15 protein-coding genes are annotated in these 15,818 nt (G+C 36.5%); 5 read left to right on the top strand and 10 right to left on the bottom strand.

The window, feature by feature from the left end:
* From J8L97_RS02715 to pseI, 4 genes are read right to left on the bottom strand one after another with little or no spacing between them, the layout of a single operon-like run.
* A complete protein-coding gene (locus J8L97_RS02715) occupies positions 1–1,527 on the bottom strand; it encodes a class I adenylate-forming enzyme family protein (RefSeq protein ID WP_211047775.1) in 1,527 nt (508 codons plus the stop codon).
* Complete coding sequence (gene pseG / locus J8L97_RS02710) at positions 1,517–3,091, bottom strand: UDP-2,4-diacetamido-2,4,6-trideoxy-beta-L-altropyranose hydrolase (protein WP_282098489.1); 1,575 nt, start codon at positions 3,089–3,091, stop codon at positions 1,517–1,519. Before pseG ends, J8L97_RS02715 begins: the two co-directional genes overlap by 11 nt.
* Positions 3,091–3,333, bottom strand: coding sequence for a hypothetical protein (locus tag J8L97_RS02705; protein WP_211047773.1), 243 nt, complete (start codon positions 3,331–3,333; stop codon positions 3,091–3,093). The genes pseG and J8L97_RS02705 overlap by 1 nt, the downstream gene beginning before the upstream one ends.
* Before the next feature lie 3 nt (positions 3,334–3,336).
* Entirely contained in the window at positions 3,337–4,377 is a 1,041-nt protein-coding gene (pseI, locus tag J8L97_RS02700; RefSeq protein ID WP_211047772.1) for a pseudaminic acid synthase, read from the bottom strand.
* Positions 4,378–4,558: 181 nt separating this feature from the next.
* On the opposite strand from pseI, the gene J8L97_RS02695 reads away from it, so the two are divergent.
* The 5 genes from J8L97_RS02695 (at position 4,559) to J8L97_RS02675 (ending at position 9,064) form a co-directional block, all read left to right on the top strand.
* Positions 4,559–5,284, top strand: coding sequence for a cytidylyltransferase domain-containing protein (locus tag J8L97_RS02695; protein WP_211047771.1), 726 nt, complete (start codon positions 4,559–4,561; stop codon positions 5,282–5,284).
* A gap of 46 nt (positions 5,285–5,330) precedes the next feature.
* Positions 5,331–6,374, top strand: coding sequence for an NAD(P)-dependent oxidoreductase (locus J8L97_RS02690; protein ID WP_211047770.1), 1,044 nt, complete (start codon positions 5,331–5,333; stop codon positions 6,372–6,374).
* Positions 6,371–7,243 carry a sugar nucleotidyltransferase gene (locus J8L97_RS02685; protein ID WP_211047769.1) on the top strand — a complete coding sequence of 291 codons (873 nt, stop codon included), beginning with the start codon at positions 6,371–6,373 and terminating at the stop codon, positions 7,241–7,243. The genes J8L97_RS02690 and J8L97_RS02685 overlap by 4 nt, the downstream gene beginning before the upstream one ends.
* Positions 7,240–8,343, top strand: coding sequence for a DegT/DnrJ/EryC1/StrS aminotransferase family protein (locus J8L97_RS02680; protein ID WP_211047768.1), 1,104 nt, complete (start codon positions 7,240–7,242; stop codon positions 8,341–8,343). Before J8L97_RS02685 ends, J8L97_RS02680 begins: the two co-directional genes overlap by 4 nt.
* A 61-nt stretch (positions 8,344–8,404) precedes the next feature.
* Positions 8,405–9,064 (top strand): acetyltransferase, encoded by a 660-nt coding sequence (locus tag J8L97_RS02675; RefSeq protein WP_211047767.1) that lies wholly within the window; start codon positions 8,405–8,407, stop codon positions 9,062–9,064.
* A 65-nt stretch (positions 9,065–9,129) separates the two neighbouring features.
* Here J8L97_RS02675 and J8L97_RS02670 read toward each other — a convergent pair whose 3' ends face one another.
* The 6 genes from J8L97_RS02670 to J8L97_RS02645 form a co-directional block, all read right to left on the bottom strand.
* The gene (locus tag J8L97_RS02670) at positions 9,130–9,840 is read right to left on the bottom strand and encodes a class I SAM-dependent methyltransferase (protein ID WP_211047766.1); all 711 of its coding nucleotides are present in this window, start codon (positions 9,838–9,840) and stop codon (positions 9,130–9,132) included.
* A 12-nt stretch (positions 9,841–9,852) separates the two neighbouring features.
* Positions 9,853–10,728 (bottom strand): phytanoyl-CoA dioxygenase family protein, encoded by an 876-nt coding sequence (locus J8L97_RS02665; protein ID WP_211047765.1) that lies wholly within the window; start codon positions 10,726–10,728, stop codon positions 9,853–9,855.
* Positions 10,729–10,744: 16 nt separating this feature from the next.
* Positions 10,745–11,845 carry an FkbM family methyltransferase gene (locus J8L97_RS02660; protein WP_211047764.1) on the bottom strand — a complete coding sequence of 367 codons (1,101 nt, stop codon included), beginning with the start codon at positions 11,843–11,845 and terminating at the stop codon, positions 10,745–10,747.
* Positions 11,846–11,888: 43 nt separating this feature from the next.
* Positions 11,889–13,049: a hypothetical protein gene (locus tag J8L97_RS02655; RefSeq protein ID WP_211047763.1), complete on the bottom strand. Its 1,161-nt coding sequence runs from the start codon at positions 13,047–13,049 to the stop codon at positions 11,889–11,891.
* Between the two features lie 17 nt (positions 13,050–13,066).
* Complete coding sequence (locus tag J8L97_RS02650; protein ID WP_211047762.1) at positions 13,067–14,140, bottom strand: FkbM family methyltransferase; 1,074 nt, start codon at positions 14,138–14,140, stop codon at positions 13,067–13,069.
* 109 nt (positions 14,141–14,249) lie between these two features.
* A complete protein-coding gene (locus J8L97_RS02645; RefSeq protein ID WP_211047761.1) occupies positions 14,250–15,329 on the bottom strand; it encodes an FkbM family methyltransferase in 1,080 nt (359 codons plus the stop codon).
* Between the last annotated feature and the right edge of the window lie 489 nt (positions 15,330–15,818).

Below are 15,818 nucleotides of genomic sequence, written 5' to 3'. Positions count from 1 at the left end.
CTACACTTGCTTTTTTAAGTATAATTCCTTTATTGACGGCTTATGTATTTTCCCCATTCCCGTTTTTGGCAAAGAAGGTAATACCATAAACTGCCTCGGCTGCTGATAATCTGTTAATTGTGAAAGTAAATACATCCTAAGGGCCATCTCAACATTTTCAGGCGCCTCAGTATTACACACTACAGACAATAAAATGACTTCTCCAAATTGAGCATCTTCAACGCCTAATGCTGCACATTCTTGTATCCAATGAAGTTGATTTACGACAAGCTCAATATCACCTGGAAAAACATTTATTCCTCCCGACTTAATAACTTCTTTAGAGCGGCCGATATAATACAAGTAACCCTCTTTATCTACGTAGCCTAAATCTCCAGTATAAAAATAGCCCTCATCATCATAACTAGCTTGGGTTTGAGCTGGCTGTTGATAATAACCTGCAAACGCTGTTTGCGATAAGCACGCTATTTCACCTGTTTCACCCACTGCTACTTCGCGACGTGCATTGTCGCATATTTTTACATATAAGCTTGGCAATGGCTTTCCTACACTCTCGACTGGTACCCCTTGTTTGGTAACGTCGAAGTCACTGATCACTCCCATCTCAGATGCACCATAGCACTCGTGAAAACAACATGATAATACATCTAATAACTGAGACTTTGCGCCAGCTTCAAGGGTGGCCGAAGAAGAAACAACACACTTCAAACTCGATAACTTCGCTTCTTTAAGCTCTGGTAATAATGCAATCAATTGACTTGAGACCGCAAATAAAAAACTGACTCTGTATTGTTCGACCGCCTCCACCCAAGCATTCACAGAAAATTTAGGTAAAATGACTGCTGTTGCACCTAACATCAATGGCACCAGTAATGAACGCTGAGCTAATGAGTGATACAAAGGAGTAGAAACAAGTACCTTATCATCGCTACTTAGCTTGTAATATTCAATAGTGGCATCAAATGCTCGCTTAATTTTGGTTGCTTGTGTAAACACTATCGGTTTTGGCGACCCAGTAGAGCCAGATGTCATAGTTAAGATAAATGGTAAATCGATAGATACATCTTCGACAAATGGATGCTCAAGATGCTTGTTATTAACTAATGTTTCAAATGCAACTGCGTCTAATTGATGATTTCCCAAAACGACCAATTTAGGCATAGCGATTAACTGTTCATCAAGTAGTCGCTTTGCAACCGTTGACCAAGCTATTGCATATTCACAATCTGCGGCTTCTACTGCCTTAGATAATGCCTGCCCCTGCAGTGTAAGTGGTAGAGGTGCTATAGCTGCACCCAACTTTGCGCAAGCAAGTAGACTGTACACAAAGTCTAAATTATTAGGGCAGAACAAAGCAATTTTACTGCCTTTTCTCACCCCAATATGACCCAAGCCTGATGCTAAGTTATCAACTTTAGATATAAGTTCTCTGTAACTAACAGTATTTCCCTGATAAATACATGCTGCCTTTTCAGGATTAAGATGACTGCACTTTTTCACCAATTGATAAATATTTCTAGTACTCATTATTCTCTAACATTACAAAATTAAATTGTTCATCAGCATAGGGGAAAATCGCTTGTGTTTTCTGATACGCTTCTGAATTCATGTCGGTCGTTGTAAACCCCATATATTGATTAAGTAAGTTCACAAACTTATTCTCTTTATGGATAACTGCAAGCCAAACTGCGTCAGGGTGCTTTTTTTTACAATACTGTAATTGCCACTGAAGCGCCAACATAGCTTGTGGTAACGTAACCTCATCACCACAGGTAAACCACCCCCCGTACAAATATTTACTCTGATAGATATCATGCCAAATAAATAAAGTAGGCCTACCTTCTTTCTCTACAACATACGAATGGCGTTGATTTTTAAACCACCAAATATAATGTCCTAATCTAGGTATCTCTTCGGAAATGGTCATTCTATTGGCATTATTTGGTAGGTTTCGAGCCATTAAATATCGATTTATGTCACTATCTACAACTTTCCTAATCGAAAAGCCTCCACTTAAATGCTCACTGTGATTGTCATCATGCGCATGAACCTCATACAAATGTTCAGAAAATATCCGCTGATTAATTTTTGCAGCAATACGCTTCACTCCTAACCCATCGACCTTTATGTCTGCATAAGTGCGAAGCCGCCTTAATCTATGTATGTTTTGTAACAGAACAGGTAAGTTTTCACCCAGTTGAGCTGCGTCTTGAATAGTGAGTTGTTCAAGGTGGAAGTAATGTCCTAACGCTTCAAGACAAAGGATATCATTTCTTTGGTTGTACGCAATTGAAAAGGTGAACGCTGGCACTTTAAGCGCAGCCAGTTCATATAAAGAAGTGCCAAGTGCGCCAATAAAAAGGTTAGCCAATTTGTAAAATAAGGCAAGACTCTTAGGTTGCTCAATCAACTTTACATTCGTTTTTTTCGCAGCAAACTCCTTCAAGGTTCCTATATTCTTAGCCTGTGGTCCAATGATAACCGTAAAATCAACACGCTCGTTATAATACTCTGGAAGTGCTTGTATTAAAGCAACCCAAATAGCCATATCACCGCTACCGCCAAGAGAGCACATTATTGTAAACTTTTGATAATTGACAATATTTATTTCAGAAATATTCGTATATTGCTCAGATAAAAAGGCATACTTGGGTCCTAAAAACTGTTGACACTTGGCGGGAAGCTTCCCCCGATACCTTAAGTTAGTATTGACCGTTTCCCATTTTGCATCAATTAAATAGTCGCAATCATGCTCCCTTGCCAAATCATCCAAAACAATGATTTGGCAATTTACTGCTTGTCGAATTGCTCGCTCATAGTCAATACCTAATTCATAATGATCAACAAGTAAAAAATCAGCTTCCGCGTCTTGAATTGCCTCTATCGTGTGCTGTTCATCTGACTCAACATCATCTTGTATGCATATCACGTTGCATTTGAGTTCAGAATAAAACTTCGATAACTCTTTGCCGTTTTTATCAAGGATCAGAGTTAAATTAGCTCCTTGTTGATACAACTCAATAAGAAGCCACTTTGATCTCATCAAGTGACCTATTCCCAACTGGGTCGAGACTCTAGCAACTAAGTTCATTATTTCACTAATAAAGTGTCAATGAGCCCAGCAACCGTTGCGTTAGCATCATCTATCAGCTCTTCAGGAGTTAACTTGATCCCTGTTCGAATTTCAAATTCCATGATCATAGTAAGTAATTCAAACGAATCTAAACGTCCTGAACCAATAAAATTAAACTTTAGCAATTCTTCAGTGCTAACCTCAACACCTCGCGATGTTAAAAATTCACTAAAAAAATCAAGTAATTGTTCTTTAAGCATCTGTTACTCCATATCTTGCCATGCTAACTGCGTCCCCCTAGCTAAAAAGCGACTTGCTTTTTTGCCAATTACATAAGGCAACTTTTTTGGCGCTATTTCTCCGCCACCGGGTCTCATTTGTGCGATATTGCTGTAATTTAAGACTCCGCCTTTGTTAATGTCTGATGTTACATAAACACAACGCCTATTTGACGATGGCATATCTGGATAATGAATAGAGCCAATCGCTTTTTCAACTTGTCTAACTCCGTGAACTAGCTGTTCAAGATCATCAGGTGTCATCGAAAAAAAACTATCGGCTGTTTCATCGTCTTTTGATAAAACAAAATGCTTTTCAATTATATGTACACCAAAGCCTACAGACGCAATAGGCACATCATTACCAAGGGTGTGATCTGAAAGTCCAACAGGACATTGAAACATGTCGGCCAAATGTGGGATCGTTGCTAAATTAATCGTTTCAGCCGGTGCAGGATAAGTACTTGTGCACTTTAAAACAACCACTTCTGTTGCGCCTGCCATTTTTGCCACTTCAACCGACTCTGTAATTTCACTGAGTGTCGCGCCACCAGTAGACATAATAATTGGTTTACCCGTCTTAGCAACTTTTCTGATTAGCTCATGATCGATGAGCTCTGGTGAAGCTATTTTATATGCAGGTGAATCAAAACCCTCTAACAGTTCTACGGCTGATGCATCAAACGGGGATGAAAAAATGGTAATACCAACTTCATCAGCAAGCTCAATCAGTGGTTGATGAAACTCCCAAGGCATATAAGCACTTTGGTATAGGTCATAAAGGTACTGTCCTTGCCATGGGCCTGTCGCCTCAAAATGCGCAAGCTGGCAATCCATGGTAAGTGTATCTGCTGTGTATGTTTGCAATTTAATTGCATCAGCACCGGCGTCTTTTGCTGCTCTGACAAGCGCTTTCGCCTGTTCCAGATCTTGCCCATGGTTTGCCGACATTTCAGCAATAATATAGACAGGGTGACCAGGCCCTATCTTACGGCCATTGATTTCGATCTCATTATTAAATGCCACTGGCGCTCCTAGTTTTAAATCGCTACTGTTTTTAAAGCAAAATGCATACCGCCCAGTAAGTAACCTGTATAATAATAGGACAATCACATTGATACTTAGAGAGTTTACACCATTTCAACTATGTGAAAGAGTGTAATGATTTGCTATATTAAACTCAATTATAATTATATCAGTTGCTATTATGTCAAACTTCATGGTGATTATTCAGGCAAGGATGACATCAACCCGTTTACCAGGAAAAGTATTATTACCTCTTTGTGGAAAAACAGTACTCCAAATTATGATTGAGCGCTTAAAACCTCTTCACAAGCATATTATCGTTGCAACCACCAATGATAGTACTGAGCTACCTATTGTTGAGCTATGTAAAAAACTTGGCATTAAAAACTATCGAGGTGATACCGACGACGTACTAGGTCGATATTTTGAAGCAGCGCAAGCATTTGGCGCTGACAGCAACACAACTATCGTTCGCTTAACCAGTGACTGCCCGCTTATTGACGTCCAATTATGTCAAAAAGTGATTAAGCACCACCAAACTTCTAATTTCGACATGGTAAATCTTGGGCCTCATAGTGGTTACCCCAGAGGTTTAGACTGTTGCGCCTTTTCTTTTTCACTCTTAAACAACACTCACTTGTGTGCCACACACCCAGCTGACAGAGAACATGTGACTTTAGGGATGGCAAAATTTAAAAATATCTCTGTGTTTACCTTTAGTGCAGAGGAGGATTTAAGCCATTATCGTCTAACATTAGATGAACCAGATGACTACTCTGCGATCAAAGCTATTTATCAAACTCTTGATTGCCGACTTGATTTCGACTACAGCGCCTTAATCAAAACATTAAAGAAACAACCTCATCTGGTCGATATTAACAAACATATAGAGCAAAAGGCACCATAAGGTCATTTGTGTCCTCCAACTTAATTATTTTAATATAGAGAGTGGTATGAAAAAAATATTGATTACAGGGGCTTCAGGCTATGTCGGCAGCGTGCTTGTAAGACTGCTATTAGAAAAGAACTACGCTGTTGTCGCCGTGGACCGATTCTTTTTTGGCGACAGATTACCCGAACATACCAACCTAACAAAAATAAAAACAGACAGTAGGTTATTAACCTCTGATCTATTTAAAGGCATAAATACGGTTATTGACTTAGTTGCGTTATCTAATGACCCCAGCGGAGAGTTATTTAAAGACATCACTTTTGAAATCAACCATAAGTCTCGGTCTAAAACCGCAAAGTTAGCTAAAGCGTGTGGTGTTAAACAATATATACTGCCCTCCAGCTGCAGTATATACGGGTTTCAAGACGTCCAAGTAAATGAAGAATCAAAGACAAACGCGTTAACAACATATGCTATTGCCAACGAAAAAGCGGAGTTTGACGTTTTAGCCCTTGCTGATGACTCATTTTGCGTGACAGTACTTAGGCAAGCAACGTTATTTGGTTACAGCCCCAGAATGCGCTTTGACCTTGCGATAAATGGCATGACATTAGGTGCATTTAAAAATGGTCGTCTGCCGTTAATGCGTGATGGCAAGCAAGTACGTCCCATGCTGCATGTCAAAGATACCTCTGAGCTCATGTGCTTGTTACTTGAAACTCCATATTCCACCATTAATCGTGAAATTTTTAACGTCGGTAGTAATGAACAAAACTATCAATTAAGCCAACTGGCAGACAGTGTATGTGATGCATTAAAAAAAATTACCGGTATGGATATACCCATAGATTGGTATGGTGACCCCGATAAAAGAAGCTACAATGTCAACTTTGATAAAATTAGAAATGTTTTAAACTGGACACCAAAGTATAGTGTTGCCTATGGTGTTACAGAAATTACAGAGAAACTACAAAGCAAAGAGCTTGAAGACACTCCTGACACGATTACTCTCAATTGGTACATAGACCTAGTCAAATGGCATAAAATCATAAAAGATACGCAACTATCAGACTGTATTCTTCACCTGTCAGAGTCAACAGAATGAAAGGCCTAATCTTAGCCGGAGGTACTGGCTCCAGAATGTATCCAATAACCAAAGCCGTAAATAAACACCTATTGCCGGTTTTTGACAAACCAATGATCTACTATCCCCTTTCTGTATTAATGCTAGCCGAAATAAAAGAGATCGCTATTGTCTGCCGCAGTGCTGATATTCATTCATTTGAAGCTTTATTAGGTAATGGTGAATTATTTGGAATTAGTATTGAATACATTATTCAAGATACTGCAATGGGTATCTCAGATGGCATAAAACAAGCTAGCAACTTTATTGATAACTCTTCATTTTGCGTAATATTAGGCGATAATTTCTTTTTTGGTCCCGGTTTAACCCCCAAGTTAATCAAAGCAAAGCAGCAATTTAGACATGCGACAGCATTTGCTTATGAAGTCAATAACCCTGAGAACTTTGGCGTTATATCATATAACAACCAGCAAAATATTGAATCTATTGAAGAAAAACCGGAACACCCTAAATCAAATAGTATCGCAACTGGGCTGTATTTTTTTGACAAACATGCTCTAACTTATATTGAACAGCTAACGCCATCAGCTAGAGGGGAGCTTGAGGTTACTGATCTATTAAATAAATATGTTGATACTCAATCTCTTCGTGTTGAAATATTAGGTCGAGGGTATGCTTGGTTGGATATGGGAACTAACGAAAACCTAATGGAAGCATCAATATACATTCAATCAATTGAGAAGCGTCAAGGTTTTAAAATAGCTTGCTTGGAAGAGATTGCTTTAAACAAAGGCTGGATTTCTGCAAGTCAAGTTGAAATCGCTTTAACTGATTATCAGCACACAGCTTATACCAATTATCTAGGTAAAGTTATTTTGGAGAAATCATGACATTTGTTACATCCCCCTACCTTCCCTCAATCGATAAATATATAAAATATGTTGAAAGCATATATAGTAGAAAATTATTGACCAACAATGGCCCTCTTGTTAAAGAGTTAACAAAAAGGCTCGAAGAGTATCTTGGCGTTAAAAACTTACTATTAACTTCAAGTGGTACAATGGCGTTACAAATTGCCTTTGGGGTAAAAAAGTTACAAAGTAAAAATGTCATTACAACCCCCTTTACATTCCAGGCAACTTACTCAGCTTTAGCATGGCAAGGTACACAAGTTGAATTCTGTGACATAAATACAAAAACATGGAATTTAGATATAAATATCCTTAAATCTTTACTCAAACAGGGAAAAAAAATTGATTGTATTGTACCTGTACATACCTTTGGTAACCCATGTGATATTGAGCAACTCAATAATCTGAAAGCACAGTATGACTTTGAGATAATATATGACTCAGCACATGCCCTCACTACAAAAAACTCAAAACTAGAAAGTATTTTAAACTATGGTGATATTAATTGCTTTAGTCTTCATGCAACTAAGTTATTTCACACTATAGAAGGTGGTGGTATTACATTTAAAGATAGACATGATTTCGAACGTGCGACTAAGATGATCAATTTTGGTTTAGATGGTGACGATGTGAGTGAACTTGGGATAAATGGAAAACTTAGCGAATTTCATGCTGCCATGGGCTTGGCGGTGCTAGATGATTTAAGTATGATAATTGAGCAGCGCCAAGCGAGAGTAAAACTATATAAGGCACTACTAGGTGGGAATGTGCAATATCAGCATCAATCAAATGATTTCGCTGTTGCTCCAGCATATATGCCTATTGTATTAGAAAGCCCTAATTCTGTTATTTCAATTGAAAAAAAACTACAAGAGAAAAATATATTTCCAAGGCGGTATTTTTATCCTTGTGTACATCAAACCTCCTGGTATAAAAATAACTTTCCAGCGGTGTCCCTGCCTAATTCAGAATATATCTCTGCACGTGTGCTATGTTTACCTTTATCCCCAGTTCTAGATAAAAATATCATTCAAATTATTTGTAATATTATACTTACTGAGCTGAAAAAAAACTCTTAATGTACGAGATAATCCAGCCAAACAATCTCCTTATAGTAAATGAATTTGACAGAAGGCTACCGTGGAAGAAATAGTGATTTATGGTGATGGTTCGATGGCACAGACAATTTACCCATATTTGTCTCAATATTATAAAGTAAAATATTTTACCGTCGAAAATAAATATAAAAGCCACATGAGCCTTTGTGGTAAACCAGTTCTAAATTTTGAAGATGTACAATGTAATGGTGAAAAATTTATTATTGCTGTGGGTTTTCACCAGTTGAATAAGTTAAGGGAAAAGTACTTTTGGTCATTAATAAAAAAAGGGTTTACTCCTGCATCATTCATCGACCCAGCATTAAAGGAAATAAATAACATTCATATTGACCAAGGTAGTATTGTACTAGAGAAAACATCTATTCATTACAATACTCGAATTGGGAAAAACGTGTTTATTGCTACAGGAGCCAATATTGGACATGATTGTATTATTAAGGATAATGCTTGGATCAACTCAGGAGTCACCATTGCAGGAAACACAACGATAGGAAGTAACACCGTGCTTGGTATTAATGCAACAATAGGTAATGATATTGTATTAGGTGATAATAACTTCATCGGTGCTGCGACACTAATCACAAAAAATACAGAAGACAATGCGTGTTATGCAACAGAAGCAACAAAACAACTACCTATTTCAGCTGATGCGTTCATGGCGTTCACTCAAAAAATCTCTTAGTCGTTGTAGTATTCATGACTGTATTTTAATTTACTCTAAAATACAGTCATTTATATTTCTAGATATTAAGAAAATGACCGATGGGTTTTTAATAACAATTCTTCTTGGCTTTTCCACATAAAAGCTATGTTTGTATGAGCAATATGAAAAACCTTATGACTTTGAGAAAACTTATCTACATACTCTGTCACATCAGTAAACACATCTGATTTATAGTCGTGCCACACTATCACCCCCTTTTCTGTGATCATCTCTGTAGCTTTTATTGTATCACTAGATATTATATGAGTTTCATGTCCACCATCTATGAAAACAAGGTCAACAGAGTTTTGTAGTTTATCAGTTTCAAATTCCAAGCTATTGCACAATATAGGGTTAATCTTACGTTTCACTTCCTTATTTTCGTTGGTAATACATTTTGCTTTCAAAGTTACGCTTTGATCTCTTAGTAAACTATCAACCTCCGATGCTTTAGTCTTAGAACCATCGTTTACTGCATAATTTTGCGGCACATCGAGTGTATGAACTTTAGCATCTTCAGCAATGTTTTTCGCAAAGAAAACCGATGTATGACCCATAAAAGTGCCAAACTCAAATACTTTTTTCGGCCGAATCAGTTTAACAAAGGCAAGCAACATTGCTGACTCTAACAATGTTAGACTGCCAATATAGCTAGGTGGCATCATAAAAGTTCCGGATATATTTTGATCTGGAAAGTAATCTTCTAATATTTTTATCAGCACCTTCGGCTTTATTATTGTCACATTTTGATTCATCAGTATCTCCTATTAATCTACCTCAAACCATTGGTCCGGGTGGTAATTTTTGAATATGTTAGGGTACTTTGCTCGTGCTGTAAAATAATTACGTTTAGCAACCAGAACATCATCTAAACTGCCATATCTTGCCGTAGCAACCCAACGTGACTTCTTTGATGTGTTTACACCGCTACGATGCAATACTAAAGAATCGAAGAGTACCATGTCACCAGGTAAAACTTCCTGCACTTCAATGGATGCCGCTTCAAATTCTTCTTCTAAGTTTTCTAAACCTTTTAACTTAATATATCTGGAGTTATGAAACTCTTGCTTTATTTTATGACTATACTCTATCGGCATTAGCTCTCTTTTTGGAGAGATAACTCGCATCCTGCCCATTCGTTCATCTACAGGCATTATAGGTATCCATGCAGTTATTGCATTCAAAGAAAGCATATTATAAGGATAGTCCTGATGCCAAGGGAGATTAGTAAGATCGCTCTGAGGCCTATCTATTCTCAATACATTACTATCATCAACAGATTGAATATTTTTGGTTTTCAACAAGCTTTCGATCGTACTAATAACAGGATCACATGATATAATTTGTTTGAAAACTGGCAAATCTTTGCCTATCGTTAATAAATACCTTGCATCTTCTTCACCCATTGCCTGTTGAGCCATTTGATGCACGACATCTAACGTATCATTATCTTTTATAAAAATATTACGCTTAGATAAAACTGATTCAAAAAAGTTAAACAACCTATTTTGAGCACCCAAAATGAATCTCTCAGGTATTACATTTTTTACAACGACAATACTGCTGACTTCATACGCTTCGAGAAATGCTGTTGTATTAATTTCATTAAAATCGAATTCCGGCACTTTCTTAGTTCTAAGCATAAACGATCTCCTGCACTCAACTCTTCGGAAGAAAATAAACAACACTTTCAGACCAACCCTCAGAATAGTGGCGAAAACGAAGCTTATAATTATTATTAAGAGATAATACATGTTCTGGAATTTGCCAGAAATGATTTGCATCATGATAAACCGAAATAGCCATACACGGTGTATCGTGAATAATATGCTCCTTTGCACCTTTAATCGCTTTTAAATCAAAACCCTCCACATCTAACTTTAAATAGTCAATCCTGCCTTTTACTTGGTCATCAATAGTAGTCACGGCAATTTCATCTTTTCCGCTCTCTGAAAATGCAGAAAAAGTTGTATTTAAACTACAAAAATTCAATAATTTTTTCTCATCAGATATACCAACCTGATAAATGTGAATATTTGAAAAGTTAATCAACCTCTTTCTAGCTTCAGTACAATTCCCTTTATCTGGTTCAAATATATGAATTGCAGTGAAGTCATTCTCAAAAAAATTCAAATAGCCCTGAGCTGTATCACCAGTAAAGCCTCCTCCATCTACAAAAACACCTTTTGCGTGTGGGGTAATAAAGCTTTCAAAATATTGACGATTAAAGTCAACAGAAAAACCAAAGTTTAAACAGTTATCCCCAGTTAATCTATAGAGTAAAACATTCAATAACTGGGCTTTAGACTCATCGTCCTCTAAACAGCTATATAGCCAAGTTAATTTTTCTAAGTTAGTGCTCCAGCACTCATAAGTATCTTTAACAAAACTTGGAACTAGTGATTCATTTGAGAATGCCGCAATTTGAGTGAATGGGATAATTTTGTCAGGTTTTAGTGAGTCTGAGATTGAATATACAGTGTAAGGGTAAATTGAAAAGGAACAATTTATGATAACACACCCCTTTGGCACTTGCTCTTTCTTAATAATGGGAGTGTTAAAAATAATATCACCAGCTTTACAATCATCAACAATAAAGTCTACGCTAAAAAGCTTCAATAACTTTTCGGTATTATCATTTAAACCGAAACACACTACAGTATCTTCTGGAAGAATTTTCACAGGAACACCGTAATAATATTGGAGAAAACCCAATAAACTAGTACTTACTTCTAATTTTTTTATTAGTGAATCTATCATTAGTAAAATATCCTGCTATGGCCTATTAAAATAAATCACATAGTCAATCGTATACACTGTAGACATTTCTAACTTGGCTGAAGCTTAATAGCTGCTCTCTGATTTCCAAGTGAAATATTGATACAATTAACACATCGAATTCATGCTCCGTACAAAATAGGTTTTGAGGTAAATAAACTTGTTTGCCAAATAGCTTACTCCCAGACTTTAAAGGGTCATTATCAACAATGTAATGCCAATCAACACTTTCAGAATCCAAAGTGAATACTAAGGTTCTCAGAGATTCTGATGCACCAAAGACAACAACCTTATTTTTACTTTCCCTAAGTGCCTGAAAGTAATATGGTGACTCTAATTCAATTTGGTGTACTGACTTCTTAATATGCCTAAAGTGCTCTTGTGTGCGCTCAATAAACTTTTCCACATTAGCCTCAGACTCAAACTCTAATTGCTCAATTAGCATTAATAAATTACGCGCGGTTTCCTTCGCGTATAAAATCTGGGATTCACTATCACCATATGCAATACCATACCTTAAGCGAGTGTCGGGCTGCCAATTACTCTCGGATAAACCTTCCTCAGGAATAACAATGGGGATACAACCACACATTGCAGCAAATGATGAATACGCAGAATATAAATCATAACAGTAAAAATATTTTGATTTATTAAACACCATAGCTGTTTCTTCATGAGATAACCCATCTATCAAGACTGAATCAGCTACATCATGCACAATTTCTCTACCCCGCCCCTTTCTCATCATATAGCAGCTACCTTCTCTATTCTCATGATTCTTTTTCGAGTAGTAATGCTTTACGAAATAAGCTACATATAGTTTTTCTGAAGGTAACTTCTCATGAGAGAAAGTGTCTTGAAATCGAAAATATAACTCACTTACACCATAACTTATTTTACCAGAGAAAAAACCTGGTTTATTTAAAAACCACCGAACAACGTGAGGGCACGATATAGGGTTACCACTTACAACATCCATATAAACCACAATATAATCATTAACTTTATCAGTGAATATCTCAGGGGTATTAAAGGATGAGCACTTATTAAAGTTTGATTTCCCATCATGCCATAGGTAAGCTTCAGCTCCTTTCTCATTGATTAAATGACACAACCGATGCATAGAGATCGACCCACCAACATTTTCATCGTAGCTTGGCGCAAATATTATATACTTTTTATTCATTTAACCATCTCGTAGTACTATATTTTGGCATAAAGAACAGCTTCTGCACCAGTATCAGTATAATAATCAAACATAAAATTATAACCCAAACCTAAATCATTAATAAATTTTGGTATTTCTATTAAGTCAGTATCTTTATGATAAACACAAATTGCGAGTTTAGGGTGGTACTTTTTAATGCTATCCATTGCGCCTTGAAGTGCTTTTAATTCAGCTCCCTCAATATCCATTTTAATAAAGTCAACTCTGTTCCCCTCACACTCCAAGAATTGATCAATTGTTATAGTTTCAACTGTCATATTAGAATCTCCAGATAGCTCCGAAACGGTTGAAGCATTTCCTTTATCTTCGAAAGCCAGTTGAACACCAGCTTTGTCCCAAAGAGCTTTATTTACTAATGAGATATTATTCGCGAGGCTAGAATTACTACTGAGGTTTTTATCAAAGTTGTTTATATTCTTTTCAAGAAACTCAAATGAATAAACTTTTTTTGCCCCACATGCAGCAAAATAGATTGCAGTATCGCCATCTGCCCCCCCACAATCTAGTACCACATCACCTTTTTCAACCCTAAGCCAGTCTTTATACGCATATTGTTCCAGTTTATAATTTATAACTAAGCCATAAATAGATTTAGGTAAAAAAATAACGTTATTAAAAAAATTAAATTCCAACAACCCCTTCTCTGCATTATATGGCAATCTCTCAAATTCGGTAGTGAACCTAGCAAACTCCTCTTTATCAAATGGCAAGCGAGTACTATAGCTTTTAACATACTGATAAGCGATGTAACTTATATATCGCTGCCGGCTTTTTTCATCGGATAGCATATTAAAGCAAGCTTCGAAAGCATCCAAATTTTTAACAAAGTAATTATTATTATCCAAAACGATTACATTTGGTTTATACATTGTAATGTAATTCTTGGTTGCAAAAACAAACAAAGCTGTAGTTTTATTTAATAACACTTGAAACCAATTGATTAATTTTAATCTATGGCTAACATATGGTCTAAACTCATTTGTACAACCGCTTGATGAATCTTGGCTTGATATTAAATTTATTTCTTTTAATATTCTTGCATGGAACATATTAGCTTTCCTATAACTTTAAAATAGGCCCAAGAAAGAACCTTTAAAATATTTGGCTTAGACTTGGGCATAGACACACTTAAAACACTAAAAGTCGGTTAAAACTGTTTTATATTTCTATTGGCACACAATATAGTGTGAGTTCCATTCCCCAATGGTTATGTTGCCTTAAGTACATATTGTAATTTTTATTATACTTATTAATTAACAAAGGCACCTGCCATAAATGTTCTGGGACATGATATAAAGATACAGCTATACCTGGTGTTTTATTAATAATGAGTTGCTTAGCCCCCTCTAAGACCTCAATTTCAGCCCCTTCTACGTCTATTTTTATGAAGTTAATATCAGTACCGCTCAGTATACTATCCAAATTAACGATAGGAACTTGAATATCCCCCTTTTCATCAAGGTGTGAACACCCAGCTAAGCCCGATTGAAAAGTTAAAATTTTGACTTCACTACCAACCCCTGTTGGCATACAAACAAAGTTAACACTAGGATACTCTTGCTTTGTCACTTGCATTTTTTTGGTTAAACTTTGAAAAACATCCGGATCAGGTTCAAAGGCATAATAATTTTTAATCTTATGCCCCTGAAACTGTAAAAAGTCACGGCATGAATTACCATCAAAAGAGCCACAATCCGCAATAGACAAACTCCCAAACACCTCATACGGATCAAAGTCATTTGGAAAATAATCACACCCAATATCTGGTATAGGGTAATTTTCGGGTAAAGCATCCGCTCTAAAGCGTTCAATTTTCTCCAATAACTCTAATGAGCGAGAATCACTTAACAGTGCCCTTAATTCATTTATTCGCTCGCTATTGACTAATGGCTTAATCCCTCTTTGTCGCCACATGTAACCATCTGACATAAAATACTCAAGTGCTTTAGGGTATAATTTAAATGTTTTGTAAGTATCTACGATACTCCAGCTGTACTTGCTAAGACTAACTTGAAGATCTTCATCTACATTCTTATGTATCGGAACCATTAAAGCTGCAATATAAAGTGTATCGTTTGGGTAAATTGGAATATCCCCTGGTTTAAACAATGAGATACCCTCTAACGGTGATGTCGTTTTATAGGCATCAATAAAAGCGGTATTTATTCCAATTTCTTTAAAGTGCTTTGCTAAAGCAACTCCAAACACGCCTGCTCCATATATATACTTTTTACTCATATTCCCCTCAACGTACTTGCTTTCCTAATTACTGTTGCTGTAACTGACAGTGTAAACTTCATATGTTAATCGATCACTTTACGCGAAGACCTCTTGTCAATTTGCTTTATTCTAATCATTGACTCCTGAAAACCAAGCAAACATTAGGCCAAAAAAATCTGAAGTATATTTAGGTTATCCATGGCTATAGACCACATCGTGCTCATAGGAGGTGGATTTGCTTAAGTTAGAACTCTACCTGACTCCATTAAATTATCATAGTAGTCAGCTTTGTATAGGGCTAGTAAAATAGGCTCAATTGAAGGAATTAAGTATTGATTGTTAAGCACTTTATCCAAAAAATACAAATTATCAACTAACTTCGATCACAGTTTGACAACCTTTATACCTTTCTTCAGATTCGTTCCGTACCTCAGCAAAACACGCAGACATACTAGATTTCCCACACAATGTACTGTAAATTTTTTCGAATTTCCTTATTGAAGCTAA

Origin of the sequence: Pseudoalteromonas sp. MMG012, from assembly GCF_018100875.1 — a bacterium.
In the GTDB taxonomy this organism is placed as follows: Bacteria; Pseudomonadota; Gammaproteobacteria; order Enterobacterales; family Alteromonadaceae; genus Pseudoalteromonas; species Pseudoalteromonas aurantia.
Note: the sequence above shows the minus strand (reverse complement) of the source record. Positions and strands in the feature narration are given on the sequence as shown.